The following is a 15,893-nucleotide window of genomic DNA, read 5'->3' as shown; positions in this document are numbered from 1 at the left end:
CGCACGCGCCGGTGTCGGAGGGTCGCCCTACCCTGGAGGCGGTCGCCGCCCGGCGGCCTGGGAGGGAGCCGCGTGTATCTCGAGGACGACCGCAGCGGGGGAGTCCGCCTCGTCACGAGCCCGACCGACCTCTCCTCCTGGTCGGCCTGCGAGTGGGCGGTGCTCCGCCGGCTCGACGCGACCCTCGGTCGCGCGCCCCGCGTCGTCGTCGAGGAGGACGCGATGCTGCAGCGCACCGCCGTGCTCGGCGACGCGCACGAGGTCGCCTTCCTCGCCCAGTTGAAGCGCACGCACGAGGTCCTCGAGTTCGCCCGCCCCGAGCGCGCCGACTACGCGCGGGCCGCGGACGAGGCGGTAGAGGCGATGCGCGCGGGAGTCGACGTGCTCTACCAGGCCACCTTCTACGACGGCACCTTCATCGGCTTCTCCGACTTCCTGCTCCGCACCGAGGACGGCGCCTACGAGGTCTACGACACCAAGCTCGCCCGGCACGCGAAGATCCCGGCGCTGCTGCAGCTCGCCGCCTACGCCGAGCAGATGGCGGCGCGGGGGATCCGCGTGGGCGAGAAGGTCCACCTCGTCCTCGGCGACGGCACGACCACCAGCCACGACCTCGCGACGATCGCCCCCGTGCAGCGGGTCCAGCGGGCGCGCCTGCGCGCGGTGCTCGAGGAGCACCTCGCCGCGACCGAGCCGGTGGCCTGGGGCGATCCGCGCTTCACCGCCTGCGGCCGCTGCGGCCTCTGCGCCCCCGAGGTGCAGGCCCACCGGGACCCGATCCTCGTCGCGGGCATGCGCCTCGACCAGCGCGCGAAGCTCGCCGCGGCCGGCATCACCACCCTCGACGCGCTCGCGGTGAGCGAGGGGCCGGTCCCCGGGATGAGCGCCGGCGCCGCGGAGACGCTGCGCGCCCAGGCCCGCCTGCAACTCGCCACCGAGGCCTCGGCCGACCACGTGCCTGTCGTCGAGGTCGTCGACGCCTCCGTGCTGACCGCCCTGCCCGCCCCCGACCCGGGCGATCTCTTCTTCGACTTCGAGGGCGACCCGCTGCACGCGGAGGACGGCCAGTGGGGCCTCGACTACCTCTTCGGCATGGTCGACCAGGACGAGGTCTTCACCGCGCTCTGGGCGCACGATCTGGCGGCCGAGCGCCGCGCCCTCGTCGACTTCCTCGCCCTCCTCCGCGAGCGGCGGGCGCGCTTCCCGCGGATGCACGTCTACCACTACGCCTCCTACGAGCGCAGCCATCTGCTCTCGCTCGCGCAGCGGCACGGCACGGGGGAGGAGGAGGTCGACGCGCTCCTGCGCGACGGCGTCCTCGTCGACCTCTACCCCGTCGTCCGCCGGGCGCTGCGCGTCGGCTCGCGCAGCTACTCGATCAAGAAGCTCGAGCCGCTCTACATGGGTGAGGAGGCGCGCGACGCCGAGGGAGTGACGAACGCGGCGGACAGCATCAGCGAGTACGTCGAGGCGCGGGCGCTGCTGCAGTCGGCCGATCAGAACGCCGCGTCGGCCGACGAGGACCCCGAGAAGGCCGAGGCCGACCGCCGCGAGGGTGAGCGCCGCCTCGCCGAGATCGGCGAGTACAACGCCTACGACTGCCGCTCCACCCTGCGCTTGCGCGACTGGCTGCGCTCGCTCGTCCCCGCCTGCGAGGAGGAGCCGCTCCCGCTCGTCGACGTCGATCTGCCCGTCCCACGCGAGCCCGATCCGGTCGCCGTCGCCCTGCTCGCCGAGGTCGAGGGGATCGAGCCGCGCGAGCGCACCCCCGACCAGACCGCCCTCGCCCTCGCCGGCGCGGCGATCGACTACCACCGCCGCGAGGCGAAGACCTTCTGGCAGGAGCACTTCGACCGCCTGCGCCAGCCGCTCGACGACTGGGCCGACGCCCGCGACGTGGTCGTCGTCGAGCGGGTCGAGGTCGTCCGCGACTGGTCGACACCGGCCCGGGCGCGCACCCTCTCCCGCGAGCTGCGGATCCTCGGCCGCCTCGCCCCGGGCAGCCGGCTCAGCATCGGCGCGAAGCCGTTCCTCGTCTACGACTCCCCGGCGCCGCCCGGGGCGCCCTCGCCCGGTCCGGGGATGCGCGGCGCCTCCGACCGCGCCGAGATCCTCGCCGCGTCCGACGACGGCGAGCGGATCGTCCTGCTGCTCAAGGAGGGCCTGCGGACGGGGGAGGACCCGCACGACGACGCCCCGATCGCCCTGGCGCCGGCGCCGCCGCCCCGGGCCGCGCCGCAGCCCGAGGCGATCGCGGAGTGGGGCGGCCAGGTGCTCGACGCCCTGCCCGCGCTGCTCGCCGACCCCGCCCTCGACGTGCTCCGGCGCGTGCCCCCGGCCGTCGTCGCGCCGGTCGAGGGCGACGACGTCATCGCCGCCGTCGTCGAGACCCTGCTCGGCCTCGAGCGCGCGACGCTCGCCGTCCAGGGCCCGCCCGGCACCGGCAAGACCTACGTCGGCTCGCACGTGATCGCCCGGCTCGTCACCGAGCACGGCTGGCGGGTCGGCGTCGTCGGGCAGTCCCACTCCGTCGTCGAGAACGTCCTGACCGCGGTCGTCGCGAAGGGCGTCGACCGCGCCCGGGTCGCGAAGGTGCCCAAGGCCGGCAGCTCCGCGGAGGCCCTCGCCGCCGTCGCCTGGACGCCGGTGAAGAACGGCGCCGCCCTCGCGGCGCTCGCCGAGGGCGGCGGCTGCGTCGTCGGCGGCACCGCCTGGACCTTCGCCAACGCGGGCAGCGTCCCGCGCCGCTCGCTCGACCTGCTGGTGATCGACGAGGCCGGCCAGTTCTCGCTCGCGCCGACCATCGCCTCCGCGATCGCCGCGGAGCGCGTGCTCCTCCTCGGCGACCCGCAGCAGCTCCCGCAGGTCAGCCAGGGCTCGCACCCCGAGCCGGTCGACGAGTCGGCGCTCGGCTGGCTCGCCGACGGCCACGACGTCCTGCCGCCCGCCTACGGCTACTTCCTCGCGCAGACCTACCGGATGCACCCCGCGCTCGCCGCCGCCGTGTCCGAGCTCTCCTACGAGGGCGCCCTCTCCTCCCGCGCCCCGGAGATGCGCCGGCTCGACGGCGTCAGGCCCGGACTGCACGCGGTGCCGGTCGTGCACGCCGGCGACACCACCTCCTCCCCGGACGAGGCGCGCCGGGTCGTCGAGATCGCCCTCTCGATGGTCGGCCGCACCTGGACCGACGAGCACGGCGAGCGCACGCTCACCGCCGCGGACGTCATCGTCGTCGCCCCGTACAACGCGCAGGGCGCGCTCCTCCGCGACGCCCTCGACGCGGCCGGGCTCGAGGAGACGCTGGTCGGCACGGTCGACCTCTTCCAGGGCCGGGAGGCGGTCGTCGCGATCGTCTCGCTCGCCGCCTCCTCCGGCGCCGACGTCCCGCGCGGCCTCGAGTTCCTGCTGCTGCCCAACCGGCTGAACGTCGCGATCTCGCGGGCGAAGTGGGCCGCGTTCCTCGTGCACTCCCCGGCCCTGGCGGCGTCGCCGCCCACCTCGATGGCGGCGCTCGAGCGGCTCTCGCGCTTCATCCGCCTCCTCGAGATCGCGGAGGAGACGGCGCAGGAGTGACGGATTCCGTCGTGCAGATCCGCTCCGCCTCCCGATTCCCGCGGTCCGGACCTTGAATCACGAGTGATTCCGTCGCTACGGTGGCTGCATGAGAATCCTCCTGGTCGGCGCCGGCGGCGTCGGCGACGCCTTCGCGAAGATCGCCGCTCGCCGCTCCTTCTTCGAGCAGATCATCGTCTGCGACTACGAGCTCGCCCGGGCCGAGCGGACCGTCGCCTGGATCCTCGAGCGGCACGGCGCCGACGGCGTCGAGAACCGCTTCGTCGCCGCGCGCATCGACGCCTCCGACGCCGAGAACGTCGAGACCGTCGCCCGCGCGCACGGCGCCACCCACGTGATGAACGCGGTCGAGCCGTCCTTCGTGCCGACGATCTTCGCGGGCGCCCTCGCCGCCGGCGCCGACTACGTCGACATGGCGATGAGCCTCTCCCGGCCGCACCCCGAGGAGCCGCACGCGAAGACCGGCCTGAAGCTCGGCGACGAGCAGTTCGCCGCCGCGCCCACGTGGGAATCCGCCGGCCGCCTCGCCCTGGTCGGCATGGGCGTCGAGCCCGGTCTCTCCGACGTCTTCGCCCGCTACGCCGCCGACCACCTGTTCGACGAGATCGACGAGCTGGGCGTCCGCGACGGCGCGAACCTCGTCGTCCGCGACGACTCCGGCGCCGAGATCTTCGCGCCCTCCTTCTCGATCTGGACGACCATCGAGGAGTGCCTGAACCCGCCGGTGATCTTCGAGAAGGACCGCGGCTGGTTCACGACGCCGCCGTTCTCCGAGCCGGAGGTGTTCGAGTTCCCCGAGGGGATCGGCCCCGTCGAGTGCGTCAACGTCGAGCACGAGGAGGTGCTGCTGATGCCGCGCTGGCTCGATGCGAAGCGGGTCACCTTCAAGTACGGCCTCGGCGCCGAGTTCATCGGCGTCCTCCGCACGCTGAACCTGCTCGGACTCGACCGCACCGAGCCGGTCCGGGTCCGCTCCGCCGACGGGCCGGTGCTGGTCTCGCCGCGCGACGTGGTCGCCGCGGGCCTGCCCGACCCGGCGAGCATCGGCCCGCGGATGACCGGCAAGACCTGCGCGGGCCTCTGGGTCTCCGGCGCCAAGGACGGCGAGCACCGCGAGGTGTACCTGTACCACGTGAGCGACAACGAGTGGACGATGGCCGAGTACGGCACCCAGTGCGTCGTCTGGCAGACCGCGCTCAACCCGGTGATCGCCCTCGAGCTGCTCGCGACGGGCGCCTGGTCCGGCGCCGGCGTGCTCGGGCCGGAGGCATTCGACGCCGAGCCGTTCCTCGAGCTGATGGCCCGCCCGCTCGACGAGGGCGGCTACGGCCAGTCGTGGCACGTCCGCGAGGACTGAGCGGGGCCGGGCGCGGATCCGGGCCGGGATGTCGCGCCGTCGCGACCCTAGGCTGACCCCATGAGCAACGACGACGGGCTCGCCTCGGCGAGGGACGACGCACGCACGGCCCTCGAGGCCGCCCGACGACTGCAGGCCCAGGCCGCGGAGGCGCTGGCCCGCGCCGAGGCGGCTGCTGCCGCCCTCGAGGCGGTCGCCGGTCCGGAGGAGGCGGCCGCGGTCGTCGACGACGTGCGGCTGGTCGACGGCGGTCCGGGGGAGGGGCCCGCGCCCGCCGCAGTGCCCGCACCGGCCGAGGCGTCCGCGCCCGCTGCGGCATCTGCTCCCGAACCTGCTGCGGCATCCGCACCCGCACCGTCCGCCGCCCCCACCCCCGGACCGCTCGCCGAGTCCGCCGTCGACGCCGTCCGCACCGGCTACGCCTTCACCGGCCCCGCCCTCGAGATCGGCGCCCTCGTCAACGGCGACGCCCGCGCCGACGTCCCCGTCCGCATCCCGCTCGGGATGCTCAACCGCCACGGCCTCGTCGTCGGCGCGACCGGCACCGGCAAGACCAAGACGCTCCAGGTCCTCGCCGAGCAGCTCTCCGCGCACGGCGTCCCCGTCTTCGCCGCCGACATCAAGGGCGACCTCTCCGGACTCGCGACCCCCGGCACCCCCGACGAGAAGCTGCTCGCCCGCACCCGCACCATCGGCCAGGACTGGACCCCCGAGGCCGCTCCTGCCGAGTACTTCGCGCTCGGCGGCGTCGGCACCGGCGTCCCGGTCCGCGCGACGGTCACCGGCTTCGGCGCCCTGCTGCTGGCGAAGGTCCTCGGCCTCAACCACACCCAGGAGTCGAGCCTCGGCCTGGTCTTCCACTACGCCGAGAGCGCCGGGCTGCCGCTCGTCGACCTCTCCGACCTGCGCGCCGTGCTCACCTACCTCGTCGGCGACGAGGGCAAGGCCGAGCTGGCCGAGCTCGGCGGCCTCTCGAAGGCCACCGCCGGCGTCATCCTGCGCGAGCTGATCGCCTTCGCCGACCAGGGCGCCGACGTCTTCTTCGGCGAGCCCGAGATCGACACCGCCGAGTTCCTCCGCCTCGCGCCCGACGGCCGCGGCGTGGTCAGCCTGCTCGAGGTCCCCGGAGTCGCGGACAAGCCCGCGCTGTTCTCGACGTTCCTGATGTGGCTGCTCGCCGACCTCTTCAACGACCTGCCCGAGGTCGGCGACCTCGACCGGCCGAAGCTGGTCTTCTTCTTCGACGAGGCGCACCTGCTCTTCCGCGACGCGTCGAAGGACTTCCTCGCGGCCATCACGCAGACCGTGCGGCTGATCCGCTCGAAGGGCGTCGGCATCGTCTTCGTGACGCAGACTCCGAAGGACGTGCCGAGCGATGTGCTCGCGCAGCTCGGCTCGCGGATCCAGCACCAGCTGCGCGCGCACACCCCCGACGACGCGAAGGCCCTGCGCGCCACCGTCTCGACCTATCCCGAGAGCGACTACGACCTCGGCGAGGTGCTGCAGGCGCTCCCCATCGGCGAGGCGATCGTCACGGTGATGAACGAGCGCGGCGCGCCGACCCCGGTCGCGTGGACCCGCCTGCGCGCGCCGCGCGGCTCGATGGCGCCGACCCCCGAGGCCGAGCGGCAGGCGAGCGTCCAGCGCTCCCCGCTGCTCGCCCGCTACGGCACCCCGCTCGACCGCGACTCGGCCCGCGAGATCCTCACCCGCCGCCTCGACGCGGCCGCCGACGCCGAGGAGGCCCGCGCCGCCGCCGAGGAGCAGGCCGAGGAGGACGCCCGCCGCGCGAAGGAGCAGGCCGCCGAGGCCGCCCGCAGCGCCAAGGAGCAGGCCGCCGACGACGCCCGCCGCGCCAAGGAGGACGCCCGCGCCGCCGCTCAGCGGGCTGAGGACCGCGCCGCCGCCGAGCGCCGCGCCGACCAGGCCGCCGAGCGCTCCCGCCGCCGCACCGCGCCCACCACCCGCTCCCGCTCCACCCGCCGCGACAAGACCGTCGTCGAGGAGGTCCTCGGCTCCTCGGTGGGGAAGACCTTGTTGCGCGAGGTCGTCCGAGGCATCTTCGGCACGGCCCGCCGCGGCCGCTGACACCACCGTCTGCGGCGTTGTCGTCAGTCGCGATACCGCCGGTATCGCTCCTTCCTCCGCCTTGCAGCCGGCGGCGTCAGCGCCCGCGGCCCGCGGCCGCTGACGGGGCGATCTGCGGCGTTGTCGTCGGGCGCGATACCGCCGGTATCGCTTCCTCCTCCGCCTTGCAGCTCACCCCGTCAGCGCCCGCGGCGACTGCTGGGCCCTGCTGATATCTGCGGCGCGCGCCCCCTGCATGCTGATCGAGTAGCCCGCGCAGCGGGCGTATCGAGATCCACGTCACCAGCGCTCCCCGTGCACGAGCGCTAACGCCGCCGTGTTAGCGTCGTTACTCGTGACCGAGAGCCCGACGACCCGCGACCGCATCCTCAGCGCGACGGCGGCGCTGCTCGCGGAGGGCGGCCGCGACGCCGTCTCGACCCGGGCGATCAGCTCGGCGGCCGGCGTCCAGGCGCCCACCATCTACCGCACCTTCGGCGACCTCCGCGGCCTGCTCGACTCCGTCGCCGCCGCGGGCTTCGCCTCCGCCCAGGCCGAGTTCGACGCCGTCGACGCACCCGCCGACCCCGTCGACGCCCTCCGCGCCGCCTGGGACCACCACATCGCCTTCGGGCTCGCCGAGCCGCACCTCTACGCCCTGATGTTCACCGGCCGTCCGGGGGAGGAGTCGGAGGCGGCCCGCCTCGCCCGCGGCGTGCTCGCCGCCCACGTCCGCGCCGTCGCCGAGGCCGGCCGCCTGACCGTCGAGGTCGAGCACGCCGCCCGCCTCCTGCAGTCCGCAGCCCTCGGCTGCACCCTCACCCTCGCGTCCGCGCCGGACGACGAGCTCTCCGCCCGCTCCCGCGAGGCCGTCCTCGCGGCGATCACCACGGCGGAGGCGGGCCCGACCGACCCCGCCGCCCGCGCCTTCGCCGCCCACGCGGTCGCCCTGCGCACCGCGCTGCCCGGCGTCGCGGGCCTCACCGCAGCCGAGTCCGCCCTCCTCGACGAGTGGCTCCTGCGCCTCACCCGCTGACCAGCGCGCCGACTCGCCCGAGAAGGCTCGTTCTCCACCCCGGGAACGAGCCTTCTCGGGCGACTCGAAAGCCGTCTCGGGCGACTCGGCGGGGGGAGGCGCGGTGCGCCGTCAAGCAGAGAACGGCGCCGCAGCTGGCGAGAGCGTGCGGCGCCGTTCGGCGGAGGATGGGGGATTCGAACCCCCGAGGGCTTGCACCCAACACGCTTTCCAAGCGTGCGCCATAGGCCACTAGGCGAATCCTCCTGGCGCGACCGTGGCCGCGACTCATCGATACTAGCCGGTGCCGGCGCCCTCCGCTGACCACGGCACCGCGACGGCCGTGCCCGCACCCCGCCGGCGTCGGTTAGACTGTCTCCCGGCTCCCCGCGTGGCGCCATCCAGGCCAACTCCCCCAGGGCGGAAACGCAGCAAGGGTAACCGGGCTCTGGCGGGTGCGCGGGGGGTCTTTCCTGTTGAGCGGCACGAGCGCCTGTGCGCCGCCCACGGGGTGCCGCCGCCCAGCGGGCGCCCGGCTCCGGAGCGCCGCAGGCTCACGGCCGCGCCGCACCGGCCCCCGCCGCCCTGCGCGCCCGGCCCCCGCCTGCTGCGGGCCTCCCGCTGCGACGTCACGAGTCCGTGGCGCCTGAGTCGGCCCACCTCTCCTCCACAGCCCGCCGCTCCTGCACGCTCTCCCATCCGGGGCACCCGCCCAGCCTCCGGAGGGCGCCCGTCGCTAGGCTTGCGACGATGGTTCAGAGCATCTACATCTCGTCCGCCGAAGGTCATTCGGGCAAGTCCACGGTCGCCCTCGGCGTCCTCGACCTGCTCAGCAGTCAGGTGCAGCGGGTCGGCGTCTTCCGCCCGATCGCCCGCTCCACCTCCGAGCGCGACTACGTGCTCGAGATGCTGCTCGGCCACTCCGACTCGGGTCTCGCCTACGACGACTGCATCGGCGTCACCTACGAGGACGTGCACGCCGACGGCGAGGCCGCCCTCTCCCGCATCGTCGAGCGCTACAAGGCCGTCGAGGCGCAGTGCGACACCGTCGTGATCCTCGGCTCCGACTACACCGACGTCGGCAGCCCGACGGAGCTCGGCTACAACGCCCGCATCGCCGCGAACCTCGGCGCCCCCGTCCTCCTGGTCCTGACCGGCCGCGACCCGTCCCGGAGCGAGCAGCTCGGCCAGGCCCCCGCGCGCACGCCCGACGAGATGCGGCAGATCACCGAGCTCGCCGCGGTCGAGCTGCGCACCGCGCACGCGAGCCTCATCGGCGTCGTCGCCAACCGCGCCGATCCGGGCACCTCGGAGCAGGCCGTCGCCGCGATCCGCGAGGCCCTGCCCTCCGGGGCCCTGGTCTGGGCGATCCACGAGGACCCGTCCCTGGTCGCCCCGAGTGTCTCCCGCATCATCGACGCCGTCGACGGCGTCTTCGTCGCGGGAGACCCGGAGCTGCTCGGCCGCGAGGCCCTCGGCGTCGTCGTCGCCGGCATGTCGATGGTCAACGTGCTGCCGCGCCTGATGGAGGGCGGTGTCGTCATCGTCCCCGGCGACCGGCCCGAGGTCGTGCTCGCCGTGATCATGGCGCACGCCTCCGGCAACTTCCCGACGGTCTCCGCGATCATCCTCAACGGCGGCTTCGAGCTGCAGGAGCCGATCGTGCGCCTCATCGAGGGCGTCGACAACCGCCTGCCGATCGTGATGACCGAGCTCGGCACCTACGACACCGCGGTGCGTGTCACCGCCGCACGCGGCCGCCTCGCCGCCGACTCGCCGCGCAAGCGCGACACCTCCCTCGCCCTGTTCGCCGAGGCTATCGACCCCGTCGAGCTGCTCACCCTCCTCGACGTCGGCCGCTCCGAGGTCGTCACCCCGCTGATGTTCGAGTACGGCCTGATCGAGCGCGCCCGCATCGCCGACCGGCACATCGTGCTGCCCGAGGGCGGCGACGACCGCATCCTCCGCGCCGCCGCGACCGTGCTGAAGCGCGGCATCGCCCGCCTCACGATCCTCGGCGAGGAGGTCGAGGTCCGCTCCCGCGCCGCGAGCCTGGGCCTGGACATCGACGGCGCCCGCGTCCTCAGCGTCCTCGACCCGGAGCACCGCAACCGCTTCGCCGAGGAGTACGCCCGCATCCGGGCGCACAAGGGCATCACCTTCGACCACGCCTACGACACCGTCACCGACGTCTCCTACTTCGGCACGATGATGGTGCAGCTCGGCCTCGCCGACGGCATGGTCTCGGGAGCTGCGCACACCACCGCGCACACCATCCGCCCCGGCTTCGAGATCATCAAGACGAGCCCCGGCGTCTCCGTCGTCTCGAGCGTGTTCCTGATGGCGCTCGCCGACCGCGTCCTCGTCTACGGCGACTGCGCCGTGAACCCCGACCCGACCGAGGCGCAGCTGGCCGACATCGCGATCTCCTCCGCCGAGACGGCGCAGCAGTTCGGCATCGACCCGCGGATCGCGATGCTCTCCTACTCGACCGGCGAGAGCGGAGCGGGCGCCGACGTCGAGAAGGTCCGGGCCGCCACCGCGCTCGTCCGCGAGCGCCGCCCCGACCTGCTGGTCGAGGGCCCGATCCAGTACGACGCCGCCGCGGACGCGGCCGTCGCCGCCTCGAAGATGCCCGGCTCGCAGGTCGCCGGCCGCGCGACGGTGTTCATCTTCCCCGACCTCAACACGGGCAACAACACCTACAAGGCCGTGCAGCGCTCGGCCGGCGCCGTCGCGATCGGGCCGGTCCTGCAAGGCCTGCGGAAGCCGGTCAACGACCTCTCCCGCGGCGCCCTCGTGCAGGACATCGTCAACACCGTCGCGATCACCGCGATCCAGGCGGCGACCCAGGCCATCGTCCCGCCGACCTCCGCCATCCCCGTCGTGCGCTGAGGGCCACCCGCCCGAGCGCCCCGTCCGACCCCGAACCCCCAGGAGTCCCACCGTGTCCGTCGTCCTCGTCGTCAACAGCGGCTCGTCGTCCTTCAAGTACCAGCTCATCGAGATGACGACGGAGGAGACGCTCGCGAGCGGCCTCGTCGAGCGGATCGGCGAGGAGACCGGCCGCACCAGGCACAGCCACGACGGCGACACGGTCGAGTTCGAGACGCCGATCCCGGACCACACGGCCGGCTTCGACGCGATGATCCGCGCCTTCGCCGAGCACGGCCCGAGCCTCGACGAGTTCCCGCCGATCGCCGTCGGCCACCGCGTCGTGCACGGCGGCAAGCGCTTCTACGAGCCGACCGTCGTCACCGACCTCGTGAAGATCAACATCGAGGACCTCAGCGACCTCGCCCCGCTGCACAACCCCGCCAACCTCGAGGGCATCGAGGCCGCGCAGAAGGCGTTCCCGGACGTCCCGCACGTCGCCGTCTTCGACACCGCGTTCCACCACACCATCCCCGCGGCGGCCTCCACCTACGCGATCCCCGCCGAGCTCGCCGACAAGCACCGCATCCGCCGCTACGGCTTCCACGGCACCTCGCACAAGTTCGTCTCCGAGGCGGCCGCCGCGTTCCTCGGCCGCCGCCGCTCCGACCTCAAGACGATCGTCCTGCACCTCGGCAACGGCGCCTCCGCCTGCGCGATCGACGGCGGCGCCTCCGTCGAGACCTCGATGGGCATGACCCCGCTCGAGGGCCTCGTGATGGGCACCCGCTCCGGCGACCTCGACCCCGCCGTCGTCTTCCACCTCGCCCGCAAGGCCGGCCTGTCCACCGACGAGCTCGACACCGTGCTCAACCGCCGCAGCGGACTCCTCGGCCTCTCCGGCCGCGGCGACATGCGCGACGTGCAGGACGCGGCCGAAGCCGGCGACGAGACCGCCACCGCCGCACTCGAGGTCTACTACCACCGCCTCCGCCACTACGTCGGCGCCTACTACGCCCAGCTCGGCCGCGTCGACGCGATCGTCTTCACCGCCGGAGTCGGCGAGAACGTCCCCGCCGTCCGCGCCGGCGCCCTCCGCGGCCTCGAGGGCCTCGGCATCGAGCTCGACCCCGAGCGCAACACCGCTCGCGACCGCGGCCCTCGCCGCATCTCCACCGACGACTCCCGCGTCGCCGTCCTCGTCATCCCCACGAACGAGGAGCTGGAGATCGCTCGGCAGTGCTTGTCGGTCGTGTAGCGGCGCAGCCGCTACACGACTCGCGGTCGGCTTGCACAGGTGGGAGCGTTCTGTGGAGCGGGTCGCGTCGGGCTGCCCTGAATCGCTGGCACGCGATTCCGGGTCGCGGCCCTCTGCCCTGCCCGTGCAAGCCCGGTGCGGCCGACGTCCTCGGTGGTCGCGTGAGCAACGGTGGGGCAGCGCTATCGCGCGAGCTGCTTCCGGCGACGGTCAACGTGCGAGCAGTGGAAGGGCCGCGCTGACGCGCGAGCTGCTTCCGGGGACGTCGCTGGTGGGAGTGCGAGCAGCGGTGGGGCCGCGCTGCGCGCGAGCTGCTGCCTTCCGCGGTCGCTGCCCCTGCATGCTGGTCGAGGAGCCGCGGCACGCGGCGTATCGAGACCCCGCGTCAGCCTGCGAGGCGGGCGTCGCCCGCGTAGACGTTGAAGCCCGCGCCGCGGCTGAAGCCGATGAGGGTGAGGCCCGCGTCGCGGGCGAGGTCGACGGCGAGCGAGGACGGGGCGCCGACCGCCGCGAGGAGGGGGACGCCCGCCATCACGGCCTTCTGGACGAGCTCGAACGAGGCGCGGCCCGACACCTGCAGCAGCGTGCCGCGCAGCGGCAGCCGGCCCTCGCGCAGGCCCCAGCCGACGACCTTGTCGACCGCGTTGTGCCGCCCCACGTCCTCCCGCAGCACCAGCGGCATTCCGTCGGCGTCGAAGAGGCCGGCCGCGTGCAGGCCGCCGGTCCGCTCGAACACGGCCTGCGCCTCCCGCAGCCGGTCCGGCAGCGACACGAGCAGCTCGGTCGACACCCGCAGCGGATCCTCCGCCACGCTCCAGGCGGACTCCGTCGCGACGGCCTCGAGCGACGCCAGCCCGCACACCCCGCACGAGCTCGAGGTGTACACCGAGCGCTCGCGGTCGAGCAGGATCTCCGCGCGGCCCCCGCGCACCGTCGCGTCGATCACGTTGTAGGTGTTCTCGCTCGGCCCCGCGCTGCTCGCGCAGTAGCGCATCGCCGCGAGCTGCTCCGTCGAGGTGAGCACCCCCTCCGACACCAGGAACCCGGCGACCAGGTCGAAGTCCTCCCCGGGCGTGCGCATGGTGACGCTGAAGCGCCGCCCACCCACGCGGATCTCGAGCGGCTCCTCGACGGCCAGCACGTCCTCGCGGCGGCGGGTCGGCTCCCCGGCGCGGACGGCGATCAGGCGGGTCCGGGCGACGGCACGGCTCATGGGGTCCTCCTCGACGCGGCTGGCGCACCGCCCGCGACCTGAGAGCCCGGACGGCCGGCGCTCATCCTCCCACCCGCTCCCCGACGTAGCATGCAGGAATGGTCGATGACGCCGAAGCCCGCGAGAACCCGATCGACGAGAGCGCCGTCACGGTCGGCGCCCCGAAGAGGCGGGCCGTCGGCATCCCCGGCGTCGCGCATGCGCTGCAGATCTCGCTCAAGCAGATGGGTCCGCTGCGCAGCGCCGAGACGCTCCTCCGGGTGAACCAGAAGACCGGCTTCGACTGCCCCGGCTGCGCCTGGCCCGAGGGCGACAAGCGGCACGTCGCGGAGTTCTGCGAGAACGGCGCGAAGGCGGTCGCCGAGGAGGCGACGCTGCGCACCGTCACGGCCGACTTCTTCGCCGCGCACTCGATGACCGAGCTCGAGGGCTGGGACGACTACCAGCTCGGCCAGCAGGGCCGCCTCACGGAGCCGATGCTCCTGGACGAGGGCGCGACGCACTACCGCCCGGTCGGCTGGGACGAGGCGCTCGACGTCGTCGCGGACGAGCTGCGCGCCTGCGCCGATCCCGACCAGGCGATCTTCTACACCTCGGGCCGCACCTCCAACGAGGCCGCGTTCGTCTACCAGCTGCTGGTGCGCGGCTTCGGCACCAACAACCTGCCGGACTGCTCGAACATGTGCCACGAGTCCAGCGGGTCCGCGCTGACCGAGACGATCGGCATCGGCAAGGGCTCGGTCAGCCTCCGCGACGTCGAGCGGGCGCCGCTGCTGATCGTCGCCGGCCAGAACCCGGGCACCAACCACCCGCGGATGCTCACCGCGCTGGAGCGGGCGAAGCGCGCGGGCGGCACGATCGTCGCGATCAACCCGCTGCCCGAGGCGGGCCTGCTGCGCTTCGAGAACCCGCAGACCGTGCGCGGCATGATCGGCGGCGGCACGGCGCTCGCCGACCACTTCCTCCAGGTGCGGCTGGGCGGCGACCAGGCGCTCTTCCAGGGCTTCGGCAAGGCGCTCCTCGACGCGGAGGAGGCGCGCGGCGGTGTCTTCGACCGCGCCTTCATCGCCGAGAGCACCGACGGGCTCGAGGGCTACCTCGACGAGATCCGCGGCACCGAGTGGTCCGAGATCGAGCGGGCGAGCGGGATCGACGAGGCCCGCATCCGCGAGATCGCCGAGCTGATCGCGGCGAGCGAGGGCACCATCGTCTGCTGGGCGATGGGTCTCACGCAGCACGCGCACTCCGTCGCGACCCTCAAGGACGTCGTGAACGTCCTGCTGCTGACCGGCAACATCGGCAAGCCGGGCGCGGGCGTCTGCCCGGTGCGCGGCCACTCGAACGTGCAGGGCGACCGCACGATGGGGATCTTCGAGCGGATGCCGGACTCCTTCCACGACGCGCTCGACCGTGAGTTCTCCTTCGCCTCGCCGCGCGAGCACGGCACCGACACGGTTGCCGCGATCCGGGCGATGCGCGACGGGAAGGCCCGCGTCTTCATGGGCCTCGGCGGCAACTTCGCCCGGGCGACCCCGGACACCGCCGTGACCGAGGCCGCGATGCGCTCGCTCGCCCTCACAGTGCACGTCTCCACCAAGCTCAACCGCTCGCACGTGGTCACCGGCCGCCGTGCGCTGATCCTGCCGACCCTCGGCCGCACCGACTCCGACAAGCGCGCGACGGGGGAGCAGCGGGTCACCGTCGAGGACTCGATGAGCGCCGTGCACGCCTCGCGCGGGCGGCTCGCCCCGCCGAGCACGGTCCTGCAGTCCGAGGTGGCGATCCTCACCGGCATCGCGGAGCGGGTGCTCGCCGACCGCCCGAACACCCCCGTCGTCGACTGGGCGGCGCTGCGCGAGGACTACCGCCTGATCCGCCGGCACATCGCCGCCGTCGTCCCCGGCTTCGAGGACTTCGAGCGCCGGGTGAACGAGCCGGGCGGCTTCGTCCTGCCGCACCCGCCGCGCGACGAGCGCCGCTTCGCCACCGCGACCGGCCTCGCCCGCTTCACCGCGAATCCGCTGCAGTACCCGAAGGTCCCGGAGGGGCGGCTGCTGCTGCAGACGCTGCGCTCGCACGACCAGTTCAACACCACCATCTACGGCAAGGACGACCGCTACCGCGGCATCCACGGCGGTCGCCGCGTCGTCTTCGTGCACGCCGCCGACATCGCCGAGCAGGGCCTCGCCGACGGCGCGATGGTCGACCTGGTCTCGGAGTGGGAGGACGGCCTCGAGCGCCGCGCCCCGTCGTTCCGCGTCGTCGCCTACGACACCCCGCGCGGCTGCGTCGCCGCCTACTACCCCGAGACGAACGTGCTCGTCCCGCTCGACTCCACCGCGGCCGTCAGCGGCACCCCCACCTCGAAGTCCGTCGTCGTCCGCCTGGAGCCGGCCGCCTGACCCGCCGGCCGCCGGTGGATCTCGATACGTCCGCTGCGCGGGCTACTCGATCAGCATGAAGGCGGGCCACTCGCTACGCCCGCTGCGGAACATGCTGGTCGAGTAGCCGCGGAGCGGCGTATCGAGACCCGCCC

8 protein-coding genes, 1 tRNA gene and 1 other RNA gene are annotated in these 15,893 nt (G+C 73.9%); 8 read left to right on the top strand and 2 right to left on the bottom strand.

Annotated elements, in window-relative coordinates; all coding sequences use genetic code 11:
- The first annotated feature begins 72 nt into the window (after positions 1-72).
- The 4 genes from EDF35_RS17400 to EDF35_RS17385 all read left to right on the top strand — a co-directional run bounded on the left by EDF35_RS17400 (position 73) and on the right by EDF35_RS17385 (position 8,033).
- Entirely contained in the window at positions 73-3,573 is a 3,501-nt protein-coding gene (locus EDF35_RS17400; RefSeq protein ID WP_133963255.1) for a bifunctional RecB family nuclease/DEAD/DEAH box helicase, read from the top strand.
- 88 nt (positions 3,574-3,661) lie between these two features.
- On the top strand, positions 3,662-4,930 hold the full coding sequence (locus EDF35_RS17395) for a saccharopine dehydrogenase C-terminal domain-containing protein (protein WP_133963254.1): 1,269 nt from the start codon (positions 3,662-3,664) through the stop codon (positions 4,928-4,930).
- A 60-nt stretch (positions 4,931-4,990) separates the two neighbouring features.
- Positions 4,991-7,018 (top strand): helicase HerA-like domain-containing protein, encoded by a 2,028-nt coding sequence (locus tag EDF35_RS17390; protein ID WP_133963253.1) that lies wholly within the window; start codon positions 4,991-4,993, stop codon positions 7,016-7,018.
- 334 nt (positions 7,019-7,352) lie between these two features.
- Positions 7,353-8,033 carry a TetR/AcrR family transcriptional regulator gene (locus EDF35_RS17385; protein WP_133963252.1) on the top strand — a complete coding sequence of 227 codons (681 nt, stop codon included), beginning with the start codon at positions 7,353-7,355 and terminating at the stop codon, positions 8,031-8,033.
- 161 nt (positions 8,034-8,194) lie between these two features.
- Here the strand turns inward: EDF35_RS17385 and EDF35_RS17380 are convergent.
- A tRNA-Ser gene (locus tag EDF35_RS17380) sits at positions 8,195-8,279 on the bottom strand.
- Between the two features lie 111 nt (positions 8,280-8,390).
- Here EDF35_RS17380 and ffs point away from each other — a divergent pair.
- From ffs to EDF35_RS17365, 3 genes are all read left to right on the top strand, one after another.
- Positions 8,391-8,487, top strand: an RNA gene (gene ffs, locus EDF35_RS17375) — signal recognition particle sRNA small type.
- Positions 8,488-8,762: 275 nt separating this feature from the next.
- Positions 8,763-10,907, top strand: coding sequence for a phosphate acetyltransferase (gene pta / locus EDF35_RS17370; RefSeq protein ID WP_133963251.1), 2,145 nt, complete (start codon positions 8,763-8,765; stop codon positions 10,905-10,907).
- A gap of 52 nt (positions 10,908-10,959) precedes the next feature.
- Positions 10,960-12,144: an acetate kinase gene (locus EDF35_RS17365; protein ID WP_133963250.1), complete on the top strand. Its 1,185-nt coding sequence runs from the start codon at positions 10,960-10,962 to the stop codon at positions 12,142-12,144.
- Between the two features lie 385 nt (positions 12,145-12,529).
- On the opposite strand, the gene fdhD is transcribed toward EDF35_RS17365, so the two are convergent.
- Positions 12,530-13,357: a formate dehydrogenase accessory sulfurtransferase FdhD gene (gene fdhD, locus EDF35_RS17360; RefSeq protein WP_133963249.1), complete on the bottom strand. Its 828-nt coding sequence runs from the start codon at positions 13,355-13,357 to the stop codon at positions 12,530-12,532.
- Between the two features lie 98 nt (positions 13,358-13,455).
- On the opposite strand from fdhD, the gene EDF35_RS17355 reads away from it, so the two are divergent.
- Positions 13,456-15,759 (top strand): FdhF/YdeP family oxidoreductase, encoded by a 2,304-nt coding sequence (locus EDF35_RS17355; RefSeq protein WP_133963248.1) that lies wholly within the window; start codon positions 13,456-13,458, stop codon positions 15,757-15,759.
- Positions 15,760-15,893: the final 134 nt, after the last annotated feature.

Source organism: Rathayibacter sp. PhB151 (genome assembly GCF_004366415.1).
Taxonomy (GTDB): Bacteria; Actinomycetota; Actinomycetes; order Actinomycetales; family Microbacteriaceae; genus Rathayibacter; species Rathayibacter festucae.
The sequence above is the reverse complement of the archived record's forward strand: the minus strand, read 5'-3'. Positions and strand labels throughout refer to the sequence as shown.

Excerpts from the sequence above, each read along its gene's own strand:
- EDF35_RS17355 (WP_133963248.1), top strand. The coding sequence starts at position 13,456 with ATGGTCGATGACGCCGAAGCCCGCGAGAACCCGATCGACGAGAGCGCC.
- EDF35_RS17395 (WP_133963254.1), top strand. The coding sequence starts at position 3,662 with ATGAGAATCCTCCTGGTCGGCGCCGGCGGCGTCGGCGACGCCTTCGCG.
- pta (WP_133963251.1), top strand. The coding sequence starts at position 8,763 with ATGGTTCAGAGCATCTACATCTCGTCCGCCGAAGGTCATTCGGGCAAG.
- EDF35_RS17390 (WP_133963253.1), top strand. The coding sequence starts at position 4,991 with ATGAGCAACGACGACGGGCTCGCCTCGGCGAGGGACGACGCACGCACG.
- fdhD (WP_133963249.1), bottom strand. The coding sequence starts at position 13,357 with ATGAGCCGTGCCGTCGCCCGGACCCGCCTGATCGCCGTCCGCGCCGGG.